The organism is Streptomyces sp. JJ66 (assembly GCF_019303495.1).
Lineage (GTDB): Bacteria > Actinomycetota > Actinomycetes > Streptomycetales > Streptomycetaceae > Streptomyces.
The window spans coordinates 1-12,574 of record NZ_JAEVFI010000011.1 but is presented as its reverse complement, the minus strand read 5'-3'; the positions used below and the strand labels follow the sequence as shown (position 1 = coordinate 12,574).

The 12,574-nt window shown below is 71.3% G+C and carries 7 protein-coding genes; 3 read left to right on the top strand and 4 right to left on the bottom strand.

Annotated elements, in window-relative coordinates; translation table 11 throughout:
- Positions 1-131: 131 nt before the first annotated feature.
- From JJV70_RS09685 to JJV70_RS09675, 3 genes are all read left to right on the top strand, one after another.
- Positions 132-2,933, top strand: coding sequence for a protein kinase (locus JJV70_RS09685; RefSeq protein ID WP_219047418.1), 2,802 nt, complete (start codon positions 132-134; stop codon positions 2,931-2,933).
- A gap of 261 nt (positions 2,934-3,194) precedes the next feature.
- Positions 3,195-4,793: a succinic semialdehyde dehydrogenase gene (locus tag JJV70_RS09680; RefSeq protein ID WP_219047417.1), complete on the top strand. Its 1,599-nt coding sequence runs from the start codon at positions 3,195-3,197 to the stop codon at positions 4,791-4,793.
- A gap of 91 nt (positions 4,794-4,884) precedes the next feature.
- Entirely contained in the window at positions 4,885-6,711 is a 1,827-nt protein-coding gene (locus tag JJV70_RS09675; protein WP_219047416.1) for a GMC family oxidoreductase, read from the top strand.
- A 116-nt stretch (positions 6,712-6,827) separates the two neighbouring features.
- On the opposite strand, the gene JJV70_RS23210 is transcribed toward JJV70_RS09675, so the two are convergent.
- The 4 genes from JJV70_RS23210 to fxlM all read right to left on the bottom strand — a co-directional run bounded on the left by JJV70_RS23210 (position 6,828) and on the right by fxlM (position 12,524).
- The gene (locus JJV70_RS23210) at positions 6,828-7,895 is read right to left on the bottom strand and encodes an LAETG motif-containing sortase-dependent surface protein (protein ID WP_219047415.1); all 1,068 of its coding nucleotides are present in this window, start codon (positions 7,893-7,895) and stop codon (positions 6,828-6,830) included.
- 470 nt (positions 7,896-8,365) lie between these two features.
- Entirely contained in the window at positions 8,366-9,409 is a 1,044-nt protein-coding gene (locus tag JJV70_RS23205; RefSeq protein ID WP_219047414.1) for an LAETG motif-containing sortase-dependent surface protein, read from the bottom strand.
- Between the two features lie 252 nt (positions 9,410-9,661).
- A complete protein-coding gene (locus JJV70_RS09660) occupies positions 9,662-10,765 on the bottom strand; it encodes a hypothetical protein (protein ID WP_219047413.1) in 1,104 nt (367 codons plus the stop codon).
- A 1-nt stretch (position 10,766) separates the two neighbouring features.
- Positions 10,767-12,524 (bottom strand): methyltransferase, FxLD system, encoded by a 1,758-nt coding sequence (gene fxlM / locus JJV70_RS09655; protein WP_219047412.1) that lies wholly within the window; start codon positions 12,522-12,524, stop codon positions 10,767-10,769.
- Between the last annotated feature and the right edge of the window lie 50 nt (positions 12,525-12,574).

Here is a 12,574-nt window from a genome sequence, read left to right as displayed (position 1 = left end):
GCTGAGCGGTGCGTCACGAGGTGCTTCACAGCGCCCAGTTGGCACGTATCGTGAGAGACCGGGAACCGTGCGCATCCGCCACCCGGCCGGTGCGGAGCGGTCCCGTGTGATGTGTCGTGTGGGGAGGCGTCGTGGACGAGTTCGCGGGTCGGCTGCTGGCTGACCGGTACCGCCTGCCCCGGCCACCCGCCGAGGAGTACGAACTGCGGGAGGCCATCGCCTACGACACCGCCAGCGGGCAGGAAGTTGTCGTCCGCCAGGTGCCGTTGCCGGAGGTCGTCGAGGCGGAGGTGCTGGGCGAACCGGGCGGGCGCTGGCCGCGCGGCGCCACCCGGGAGCCGGACGACCCGGCCGTGCGCCGTGCCGTGGAGGCGGCCCTGACGGCAGCGCGCATACCGGACCACCCGCGCCTGGACCAGGTGTTCGACGTCTTCGTGGAGGACGACGGGCTGTGGATCGTCAGCGAGTACGTCGCCGGGCAGCCACTGGCGGCGGTGCTCGCCCAGGCGCCGCTGACGCCGCACCGCGCCGCCGAGATCGCCGCCGACCTGCTGGCCGCGCTCAGCGCCGTCCACACCTACGGCTGGACGCACCGCAACATCACCGCCCGCTCGGTGCTCGTCTGCGACGACGGGCGGGCCCTGCTCACCGGTCTGGCCTCCGCGGCCGCCGAGGAAGCCCTGTGCGGCTACGACCCGCTGCCCACCGATGGCCCCATGGCCCCGGACGACGAGGACCCGTACCACCCGGCCGCCCCCGACGAGCCCGCCCACACCGGACGCGGCCCGGGCTACGCCGCCGGGACCGTCCCGGCCCGCGCCCCCGCACACCCCGAACCCGGCCCGGAAACCGGCCCCGACCCCGGCCCCGTTCTCGAACCTGGCCGGGCGCAGGACTACGCGGCACAGCCCGCGCAGCGGCCCGCGCCTGACCCCGCAACCGAGCCCGACCCCGCAACCGACCCCGACTCCGCAACCGACCCCGACTCCGCAACCGACCCCGACCCTGCCACCGAGTCCGACCCCGAGCACGACGACACCCGTGTCCGGTACGGCCCGTGGGGCGGCGACAAGCCCGGCCCGCCCTTCCGCGCCCCCGATCTGCCGCCGCCGCCCCCGGAGTTCGCCTACGCAGACGACCCCGACGTCGTCCCCGCGACCCCGTACGACGGTGACGACCCGCGCCCGGAGGACCTGGAGCCGCACCCCTACGCCCACCTCGGCTTTGAGCGCGACCCGCACGACCCGGCCCCGCACTCCCACCCCTACGGCACCGGCCCCCACGACGCGTACGGCGCGCCCTCGCACCGGAACCCCGACCACGACCCCGCCGCCCCGCCCCGCTCCTGGGCCGATCCGGAGCCGCTACACGGCGAACCGGACAGCGGTGCGGACGGCGATCCGGAGGGCGGCGCAGACGGCCGTGCGAACGGCCGTGCGAACGGCGAACCGGACGGCGCCGTAGGCGACCCCCGGTACCGTGGTCCGGCCACCGCGCTGGCCGCCGAGCGCGCCCGGCAGGCCCGGATGACGATGGTCGGTCCGGTCACCGAGCGCTGGGCGCCCGAGCAGGCGGGCCCGGTGTACCAGAACTGGCGGCTCGCCCCGCCGGTGGGCGCCGCCGCCGACTTGTGGGCGATCGGCGCCCTGCTGTTCCGCGCCGTGCAGGGTCACGCGCCCTACCCCGAGGACAGCACGGTGGAACTGGTGCAGCTGGTGTGCGCGGAGCCGCCCGCGTTCGCCGAGGAGTGCGGTCCGCTGCGCCCGGTGATCGAGTCGCTGCTGCGTCAGGACCCCACCGAGCGCCCCCGGTTCGAGGAGCTGAGCGGCTGGCTGCGCTCGCTGATCCGCTCCGCGCCGGAGCCGGACGCGGGCCGCAACGTCGTCACCGCGCACGCGCTGACCGCCGGACGCCGCGCCGATCCGCGTCGCCTGCCGATCCTGCGGCTGCGCGGTGAGCTGGTCCGCTTCCGGCGACGCGGGCGGCCGGTGCGGGAGCCGGCTCCGGCCGGGCGGCGCCGACACCGCGGTGCCCGCAACCGGCGGGCCGACCGCCCCGGTGTGCACCCCGCTGCCGCGCCCGCCTCCCCGTCCCGCGCCCGGGACGCCGATCATCCCGTGGGCCATCCCGCCGACCACCTGGCGTCCCGGGGTGCCGACCGGGCTTCCGCTCGCCGTGGGGCACGCCGGAAACCGGGTCGCAGCCCACGGCGGCTGGGCGCGTTGCTGCTCGGGCTGGTGTTCGCCGGACTCGTCGTCGCCGTCGGCGTCGCGGTGCTGCTGATGCCGCCCGCTGATCCGTCCGACCGCAACCGCCGTGGCTCCGTCGGCGAGGTCCCCTCCGACCCGGCGCCGTCCGCGTCCGAGGACGCCGCACCACCTCAGCGGCAGTCCCCGGAGCCGGGCGAGGAGGGTGAGCCGACGGAGCCGGGGAACAGCGAGCGGCCGCAGTCCGGTGACCCGGGCGCGGAGGAGCCCGCCGTGGCCGAGGGGTACGAGCTGCGCCGCGACCCGGCCGGGTTCCAGATCGTCGTGCCCGAGGGCTGGGCGCGCGGCCAGACCAGCGCGGGCCAGGTCCGCTACAGCGGTGACGGCCTGGAGCTGATCGTCGTCCCCGGCCGGGACGGCGCCGACCGCTACGGCACCGACCCGCGCGCATACCAGCTCGGCGACGAGCCGGAGCTGTCGGACTATCGCGAGTCCACCGGGTGGAAGACGGTCAGCGGGGTGCGCAGCATCACCGTGGGGGAGACGGCGATGGCCGAGGGTGAGTTCCTGTGGGAGTCCGGCGGTGAGCGGCGGCTGGCCCGCAACCGCGCGATGCTGCTCGGCTCGACGTACCACGTGGTGCTGCTGCGCGGCCCGGAGGAGCGGCGCGCGGACATCGACGCGCACTTCTCCCAGCTCGTGGACACCTACCGCGCCACCGGCTGACCCACCGCGACAGGGTTGACCACCACGGCGGGACCCCCCCACCGCGACGGGACCGCCCCACCACGACGGGCTGAGCACCACAACGGGGCTGACTCACCGCACAGCCGGTGCCGGAACCAGCCCCGCTCGCCGGAGCACACCGCGCCCCGCCCGTCCCGTCAGCCCCCACCAGCCACATCCACGCCAGTAATCAGTGGCACATTCTGGACAATGAGTTACCGACGGGTACCGCCGATGCGCCCGCAGGCTTACCCTCCCCCTATGACGGACTCCCAGCACACGAATCCGGTCGCCCCGGCTCCGGCGGATGTCCGCCGCGCTGCCGACGTCGTCACCCCCGAACTCGTCGCCCGTCTCACCCGTGAGGTCGTCGGCGCGGGGCAGACGCGGTGCCACTGCCCGCTCACCGGGGAGAAGCTGGCCGACCTGCCCGAGTCCACGCCCGAGGACGTCACCACCGCTTTCGAGCGTGCCCGCTCAGCGCAGGCGGCGTGGGCGGCCCGGCCGGTGCGGGAGCGGGCCGCCGTGCTGCTGCGCTTCCACGACCTGGTACTGCGCCGCCAGGAGGAAGTCCTCGACCTCATCCAGCTGGAGACGGGCAAGACCCGGCTGCACGCCTACGAGGAGGTCAGCTCGGTGTGCGTCGCCGCGCGGCACTACGGCCGCAAGGCCCCCGCGTACCTGGCGCCCAAGCGGCACCTGGGCGCCATCCCGGCGCTGACCCGCGCCCGCGAGCTGCGCCACCCGCGCGGCGTCATCGGCATGGTCACCCCGTGGAACTACCCGTTCGAGCTGAGCGTCGGGGACGCGCTGCCCGCGTTCGCCTCCGGTAACGCCGTCGTCATGAAGCCGGACACCGAGACCGCGCTGACCGCCCTGTGGGCCCGGGAGGTGCTGATCGAGGCTGGGCTGCCGCGCGAGGTGTGGCAGGTCGTGCTTGGTGACGGCCCGGTCATCGGCCGCGCGGTGGTGGACCGGTGCGACTACGTCTCCTTCACCGGCTCCACCCGCACCGGGCGCGAGGTCGCCGAGCGGGCGGGCGCGCGGCTGGTGGGCTGTTCACTGGAGCTGGGCGGCAAGAACGCGATGATCGTGCTGCCCGACGCCGACCTGGACCAGGCCGCGGCCGGGGCCGTGCGCGCCTGTTTCTCCTCCGCCGGACAGCTGTGCATCTCCATCGAGCGGCTGTACGTGCACGCGTCGGTCGCCGACGCGTTCCTGGACCGTTTCGTCGCCCGCACCCAGGCCATGCGGCTGGGCGCCGGGCTCGCCTACGGGGCCGACCTGGGCTCGCTGGTCTCCGAGAGCCAGCTGCGGGTGGTGACCGAGCATGTGGCGGAGGCGGTCGAGAAGGGCGCCCGCGTGCTGACCGGCGGCACCCACCGCCCTGACGTCGGCCCGCTGTTCTACGAGCCCACGATCCTGGACGGCGTCGAGGAGCCGATGGCCGTCTGCACCGAGGAGACGTTCGGGCCGGTCGTCTCCGTCTACCGCTTCCGCGACACCGACGAGGCGGTCACGCTGGCCAACGGCACCCCGTACGGCCTGAACTCCAGCGTCTGGTCCACCAACGCGCGGGCCGCGCGGGCCGTCGCCGCCCGGCTGCGCACCGGCACCGTCAACATCAACGAGGGCTACGCGGCGGCCTACGGCAGCGTGTCCGCGCCCATGGGCGGCATGGGCATCTCCGGCCTCGGCCGCCGCCACGGCGCCGAGGGCATCGTGAAGTACACCGAGGCGCAGACCGTCGCCGAACAGCGGCTGCTGCCGCTGGCGCCCTCGCTGGGCATGTCCGACGAGCAGTTCGCGGCGTTCATGTCCCGCTCCCTGCGCGCGCTCAAGGCGCTCCGCGTCCGCTGAACGACGCCGACACCCCCGCCGGGGGCTGTCGGCCACGTCGGTGGCTGGCGGCTTCCGGCCGTCCCGTACCGCATTCCGTTCGGAGGTCCCTGTGTCCCAGGACGCGTCTGTCCCCACCGCGCCGCCGGGCGCGGCCCCCGCCGCCGGCGCCCGGTACGACTACGACGTGCTCGTCGTCGGCTCCGGGTTCGGCGGCTCCGTCGCGGCGCTGCGGCTCACCGAGAAGGGCTACCGGGTCGGCGTCCTGGAGGCCGGGCGGCGCTTCGACGCCGCGACGCTGCCGAAGACCTCCTGGGACCTGAAGAACTACCTGTGGGCGCCCGCGCTCGGCCTGTACGGCATCCAGCGCATCCACCTGCTGAACAATGTCATGATCCTGGCAGGCGCCGGGGTGGGCGGCGGCTCGCTCAACTACGCCAACACCCTCTACGTGCCGCCCCCCGCCTTCTTCCAGGACCGCCAGTGGGGCCACATCACCGACTGGCAGGACGAACTGCGCCCCTACTACGACCAGGCCCAGCGCATGCTCGGCGTCCGGCTCAACCCCACGATGACGCCCTCCGACGTCCACCTCAAAGCCGCCGCCGAGAAGATGGGCATCGGCGACACCTTCCACTTCGCGCCCGTCGGCGTCTTCTTCGGCGACGGCAAGGACGCCGACGGCTCCGCCACCGCCCCGCCCGGCGCGCCCGCGCCCGACCCCTACTTCGGCGGCGCGGGCCCCTCGCGCACCGCGTGCACCGAGTGCGGCGCGTGCATGACCGGCTGCCGCGAAGGCGCGAAGAACACCCTGGGCGAGAACTACCTCTACCTCGCGGAGAAGGCCGGGGCCGTCGTCCACCCCATGACGACCGTGCGCGGCATCCGGGAGGACGGCGACGGCTTCGCGGTGGCCACCGTGCCCACGGACCGGCGCCGGGCCACGCCGCGCGTCCTGCGCGCCCGCCAGGTCGTCGTCGCCGCCGGAACCTACGGCACCCAGACGCTGCTGCACCGCATGCGCGACGCGGGCCTGCTGCCGCGCGTCTCCGGCCGGCTCGGTGAGCTGACCCGCACCAACTCCGAAGCGCTCGTCGGCGCGCAGACCACCCACGGCCGCTACCGCCGCAGGTGGGGCAAGGACGCCGAGCTGGACTTCACCCGTGGCGTCGCCATCACCTCGTCCATCCACCCGAACGACAGCACCCACATCGAGCCCGTCCGCTACGGCCGGGGCTCCAACGCGATGGGCCTGCTGACGACGACCCAGGTGCGGCACGGCACGAAGCTGCCGCGCGTGCTCGCCCACGTCCTCACCTGCCTGCGCCACCCGCTGATGTTCACGCGCTCGCTGTCCAACTACAAGTGGTCCGAGCGCATCATCATCGGACTCGTCATGCAGACGCTGGACAACTCGCTGACGACGTACCGGAAGAAGAAGGGCCTCGGCAAGGGGCTGCTGACCGCCAGGCAGGGCCACGGCGCGCCCAACCCGCTGCACATCCCCGAGGGTGCCGAGGCCGCGCGGCACCTCGCGGACGAGATCCACGGCTTCGCGGGCACGAACATCGGCGAGGTCATGGGGACACCGCTGACCGCGCATTTCCTGGGCGGCTGCCCCATCGGCGCGGACGCGGAACAGGGCGTCATCGACCCCTACCACCGGCTCTACGGCCACCCCGGCATCACCGTCGTGGACGGCTCCGCGGTCTCCGCCAATCTCGGCGTCAATCCGTCGCTGACGATCACCGCGCAGGCGGAACGCGCGATGGCGCTGTGGCCGAACAAGGGTGAGGCCGACCCGCGTCCGCGGCAGGGCACGCCCTACGTCCGGCTGGCCCCGGTGCCGCCGCAGAACCCGGCCGTCCCGTCCTCCGCGTTCGCGGCCCTGCGCCTGCCGGTCCTCCCCGTGCCACCGGTGCCGCCGAAGACACGCTGACGCGGGGACCTGTACTCCGCGCACACGCGAAGGACCCGGCCTCCTGGCAGGAGACCGGGTCCTTCGGCTTACCGCGTCACCGCGCCACCGTCAGGTGACGCCTGGCGGGTGGGGGCTCAGGCAGCCGAGCCGGCGCCCTTGCGACGGCGCACGAGGAACATGGCGCCGCCACCGAGGGCCACGGCGGCCGCACCGGCCAGCGCGAACATCGGCAGGTTGGAGTCCGAACCGGTCTGCGCCAGCTCACCAGACATCTTCTCGACGTCACCGGCCGGCTTCACGCTCACCGGGTTCTTGCCACCCTGCGGCTTCGGGGTGTTGACGTCACCGGTGGAGGAACCCGCGGCCAGGACATCGAACTTGTACCACTGCTCGTCGTAGAAGCAGTTGTCCTCGTCCGCGTACACACCGAAGGCGAGCGCCACGGCCGCGCCCGGCTCAGCGGCCTTGGAGATGCTGACGCGCAGCTTGATGTTCACCTTCTGCCCGGCCTCGAGGTTCACCTCGCCGGCGACGAAGCCGCCGTCGGAGAACTCGTCCACCCAGGCACCGGTCTTGGGGTCGAAGTACTCGATCTCGGCGTACTTCGCGGCCAGGTCGCTCTCGTACTCGTCTTCGCCCTTGTACAGGACGGACGCGCCCAGGAGGACCTCGGTCAGCTTCTCACCGTCGGTGTTGTCCAGGCTGAGGGTGAACTCCTTCCAGCCCGAACCGGCGACGATCTTGTTCGGGAAGCCGGAGAGCTTCACGTCGAAGTCGGCCTCGCACAGGTCGCCGATGTTCTCGTCGAGGTCACCGGGCAGCTCGGTGTCGTCGTCGCCCTCGGAGTCATCGTCCTCGCCCGGGGTCTCGGGCTTGGGCTTCTCCGTGGGCTCCTCGCCCGGGGTCTCGGGCTTGGGCTTCTCGGAGGGCTCCTCACCCGGGGTCTCCGGCGTGGGCTTCTCGGTCGGCTCCTCGACCGGGGTCTCCGGCTTGGCGGGGGTCTCCGGCTCCGGCTTCTTGCTCGGGTCCTCGCTCGGGGTCTCCGGCTTGGCGGGGGTCTCCGGCTCCGGCTTCTCCGTCTGCTCGACGGTGGGGGTCGTGTCGGTGCCGTCCGTCGCGTAGGCGGCGGGGGCCGCGAGAACCGCGGCGGGGGCGATGACAGCCGTGGCGGCGGCGGCCGCAACTGCACGGCGAATACGCATGGGAGACCTCTTCATAGGCGTCAGTCACAGGAAGCAAGCGCTAGGTAGGTACCGGAGCGCGAGCACCTGGTTCGTCTTCGCGCTGCACGGCAGGACCGACAGTAAGGCCGAAATAAACGCCCTGTCAGCTGGTGTTGGCGAGCCCCGGACGCCCATGCGTCACCCGGCCGGGTGGCAAAACGGGCAACCCGGCGCAGTTGCCCACGCCTCCCACTTTTCCCTGTGCCCTATCTCACAGGTGGCGCTGTTGTGACTGTGCTCCGACCGTTATCGCGCCCCGTACAACCTTCCGCCCAGCCTGCGAGTCGTCCCCTCACAGCGGAACTCCGGCTGCCGCTTGAGGCAGCCGGAGTTCCAGGTGCCGTCGGCTGCGTGCCCCACGTGTGCGGGTCCGGCCTCCCCCGGGGGGACCGGACCCGCACGGCCTACCGAGCTACCGCATCGACGCCTGGCGGTGCGGCACCCGGTGCTCAGGCAGCCGAGTCGGCGCCCTTGCGACGGCGCACGACGAACAGGGCGCCGCCACCGAGGGCCACGGCGGCCGCACCGGCCAGCGCGAACACCGGGAGCTGGGAATCCGAACCGGTCTTCGCCAGCTCGTCACCCGTCTCCTTGACGTCACCAGCAGGCTTCATGTCCACCGGCTTCTTGCCACCCTGCGGCTTCGAGTCGCCCGCGTCACCGGCCGAGGAACCGGGGGCCAGCACCTTGAAGGGGTAGTACGTGCTGTGCAGGGCGCAGTTCCCCCCGTCGCTGTAAACGCCGGACGCGTAGCTCTCGGCGGCCCCCGGCTTGGCCTCCTTGGACACGCTGAGGCGCAGCTTGACCTTCACCGTCTGGCCGGCGCCGAGATCCACCGCTCCGGCAAGGAAACCCCCCTTGGAGAACTCCGCGCTCCACTTCCCGGCCTCGGGGTCGAAGTACTCCATCGCGGAGTTCTTCCCCGGAAGGTCGCTCCACTGCTCGGAGTCCTCGCCCAGGACGGCCGAGGCCACAATGACCTTGTCCAGCTTCTCCCCGTCGGTGTTGTCCAGGCTGAGGGTGAACTCATGCCAGCCGGAGCCCGCGACGATCGTGTTCGGGAAGCCGGACAGGGTCGCCTGGAAGTCGGCGTCCTCGCACGCCTCCGGGATGATCTCGCCGCCCGGGGGCTCCTCCAGCTTCGGCGTCACCACCCTCTGCGGCTTCTCCTCCTCCGGCTTCTCCTCGGCGGGGGTCTCGCCCTTCGGCTTCTCCGTCTCCTCGACAGCCGGCTTCTCCTCCTCCGGCTTCTCGGTCTCCTCCTCGACCGGGGCCTCGGTCTTGGCGGGGGTCTCCGGCTTCGGCTTCTCGGTCTCCTCGACCTCCGGAGTCCCCGGCCCGGCCGGGGTTTCCGGCTTCGGCTGCTCCGTCTGCTCGACGGTGGGAGTCGTGTTGGTGCCGTCCGTCGCGTAGGCGGCGGGGGCCGCGAGGATCGCGGCGGGGGCGATGACAGCCGTGGCGGCGGCGGCCGCAACTGCACGGCGAATACGCATGGGTGACCTCTTCATAGGCGTCGTCGCGGGAAACGTTCACATGCCGGAGCGCGCTCTCGGTCGTCTCCGCGCCGCACGGCAGGGCCGACAGTAAGGCCAGCACAGCACCGTGTCAGCACGCTTCTGTGACCATCGAAATGCTCAGGCAACCCTTACTCGGACGAGAAAGCGGATGAATGGCCCAGTTGCCCCGCCATCGCACATTTTCCTGTGGTGTATGTCACCCTCTAACAGCAACCGGCCCAGCAAGCTTCACCGACGGCATGGATGAGCGCGAAGGGCTCGCTCTGCCGCTGCACTTCCCACCGCCACCGCTTCGAGAAGAGTCCGTCGCAGCTCTGACGTGATGCTGCCTCGCCCCAGGCCAGCGACGGAGACAGCCTCGGAGAGCAGGGCACGGTCTCTCGCGCTCATCTGCTCGAAGCAGGCCGGGTGCGCCAGGGTCTCCCGCGCGACGAATCCGTCGCCGGAGGCGACCACGTCGCGGATAATGCGGGAGGCTGTCTCGACACGGCTCGTTTCCGGACAGAGGTCCAGCGCGGTGAGCCCAAGGCGCGTTCGGAAAACGACCAACTCGGGGGTGGCTTCGAGGTTCTTGTACTCCCTCACTGCCGTCGGGGCCGCCTCCGCCGTTGATAACCCGGCCGTCGCAATGCATAGCAGCGCTAGACAAGCAGCGACGGCCTGCTCCCACGCTTCGCCCGGCATGCTCCCTTCGAGCGTCCTCAGTGCCGATGCCGGGTCCCCTTCGAGACACAGTGACACGATGGTCACTTGTCGGCCGTCGAAGAGACGACGACCGATCCCCTTGTGCTGCCCGGCGTGTTCCCGTGCGCGTTCCCATTGGCCAGCCGTGATGAGAGCGCGTGTGCCGTCACCCAGCAGGACCGTCCACAGCCACCGACAGACCGCTCTCCGGTCTTCAGCCGTCTTGGTCAGACGCCGGAAGGAAACGGCGCTGCCCCCGATAACCGCGTCCACCTGCTGCCTCACCGCCCGGTTCAGGGTGTCCAGCAGGTGGTAAGCGCCTTCCCCGTCGCCGCCTCGGATGTTCAGGCGGGCAAGGTTGACGAGGGGTTCTAGCGCGTACCGCGCTTCCTGTGTGCCCAGGGGCTGGGCACACAGGAAGATCTCCGCGTGGCGCCAGCACAGCTCACGGGCCAGGTCGGGCAACCCGCAGTCGCTCGCGATCAAGGCTGCCCGATTCAGCGCCGCGGCAGCGATGGCAAGTTCACCGTTTTGCTTTGCCGTCCGGGCAAGCTCGTGAATCTCTTGCACCCGTTCGGTGAGCGGCAGAGACGCGGGCCGCGGACGGGGAACCAGCGGGAATCGCCGTGCTATCTGGCTGGCGTCCATTTCAGTGCCACTCGATGATCAGACGGTTGAGCGGGTTGTCGAAGGCGAAGCGGCCGGACCCGGTCGCGGGCGGCGCGGCATCGAGTGGTTGGATCGCGAACGCCACATCGTGTCCCCGGAAGTCGTGATCCCATACGCGGATCTGTTCTGTGACCCGGGCAGCCAGCGAGGCGGCCTGAGGGCCGTGTCCAACGACACCGAACTCGTACAGGGTGGCGCCGTCCGGTGCCTTCTCGGCGGCGGTTCGGCGGGTCAGGTACGTAAGCGTGTCACTCTCAAAGGCAGCGGTCGAGCTGGCGTATGGGGCGGCAACCACGCCCCGCTCGATGGCTTCCCGCGTGGCGGGCATCCGGCTGAGACCGTTCGGCATCACGCAGGTCAGCCACAGCTCCATCCACTCGGCCGACTCCGGTCCGCGGAAGAGCACGCCACTCCACACCTCGGTGCGCGGCTGTGTGAGCACGCCTGCCAGAGCCTCGGCGTTCACGGACTGGTCCCTGTTGGTCACGAGGGTCACTGAGCCGTCGTCCGTGAGTTTCACGAAGCGTCGCGGGTCGTCCGCGATGCCCTGCCTGAGCGGCATGAAGGTGTTCATCTCGGAACCGATGCTCTGCCATGTCCCGTCATTGGCCTGCTCGAAAGCGATCGATCGGGCGACGCTGCCGCGGAGGCGAAGAGGGGTGAGGAGACGTCCGCCAGGAGCGAGCTGGTCGAGCCAGGAGGGCGGCACACTATGGGCGCCCACCGTGGCCACGATGCGGTCGTACGGGGCGTTGTCGGCGTAACCGAGCGCCCCGTCCCCGATGATCACCTCGACGTTGTCGATGCCTGCGGCGACGAGCCCGGCCCGGGCACCTTCCACGAGGTCGTCGTCCACGTCGATCGTCGTGACGTGGCCCGTGTGTCCCACGAGGTAGCCAAGAAGTCCCGCGTTGAAGCCGGTGCCTGCGCCAAGTTCGAGTACCCGGTGTCCCGTCTCGACTTCGAGCTGTTCGAGCATGATGCCAACGATGTCGGGCTGAGAAGCGCAACTGATGGACGCGCCACTCTCGTCGTGCTTGACGTTGACCGGAGCGTTTCCGTACGCCTTCTCCAGCGGGACGTTGGGGACGAAGACATGACGCGGCACCGTGCGCATGGCGTCTTCCACCCGGGAAGTGTGCACCGAGCCGCTTTCGACTAGGCGGTCAATGAGTTGGGCGCGGAGGCGGTCGGCGTCTTTGTCGTCGATGGGCTCACTGTTCACGCCGCTGACCATAGGGGTCGGCGAGGCCATGGCGGGGGTGGTTGCGGCACTGTCGCCCGTCCCCATGACTACTTCTTTCGCCAGTGTTGACAGGGTGTGCTGGTTTGCACGGGAGAGGCCCAGGCGGTTGAAGTGGAAGATGGCGTGGTGTGCGAGGACGGCGCGCAGTCCGCGTTCGAGCTCCCCCCGGCGGTTGAGGTCGGCCAGTCGGCGGCCGAGGGTGTCGAAGGTGTTGATCCAGCCGCTCAGAGTCGCAAGACGGCCGTCTCGGATGAGGTTGCTGGATGGACTGACGTCCACGGTCATCAGTCGGTGAACGGCGGCCTTCAGCCGCGGGGAGGGTGGGGTGCCACCGCTGCGCTGGGCGGCGATCTTCGCCCACACGTCGCCCTGCTCGTACCAATCCAGACCGGCGGAACGCAGGGCCGTACTGAGGGTCAGGAGGGCCAGTTCGTGTCGGCCGAGGGGGTCGGGTCTGCTGGATTGCTGACGAGTGAAATGAGCGGATCTCATCTACGCCCTGGCGAGTGAAGATCGTTTCCGATGGATTACGAAGATCGCCT

Bases quoted from the DNA above. Each gene is read 5' to 3' on its own strand.
- JJV70_RS09660 (WP_219047413.1), bottom strand. From the start codon at position 10,765: ATGGACGCCAGCCAGATAGCACGGCGATTCCCGCTGGTTCCCCGTCCG.
- JJV70_RS23210 (WP_219047415.1), bottom strand. From the start codon at position 7,895: ATGCGTATTCGCCGTGCAGTTGCGGCCGCCGCCGCCACGGCTGTCATC.
- JJV70_RS23205 (WP_219047414.1), bottom strand. From the start codon at position 9,409: ATGCGTATTCGCCGTGCAGTTGCGGCCGCCGCCGCCACGGCTGTCATC.
- JJV70_RS09680 (WP_219047417.1), top strand. From the start codon at position 3,195: ATGACGGACTCCCAGCACACGAATCCGGTCGCCCCGGCTCCGGCGGAT.
- fxlM (WP_219047412.1), bottom strand. From the start codon at position 12,524: ATGAGATCCGCTCATTTCACTCGTCAGCAATCCAGCAGACCCGACCCC.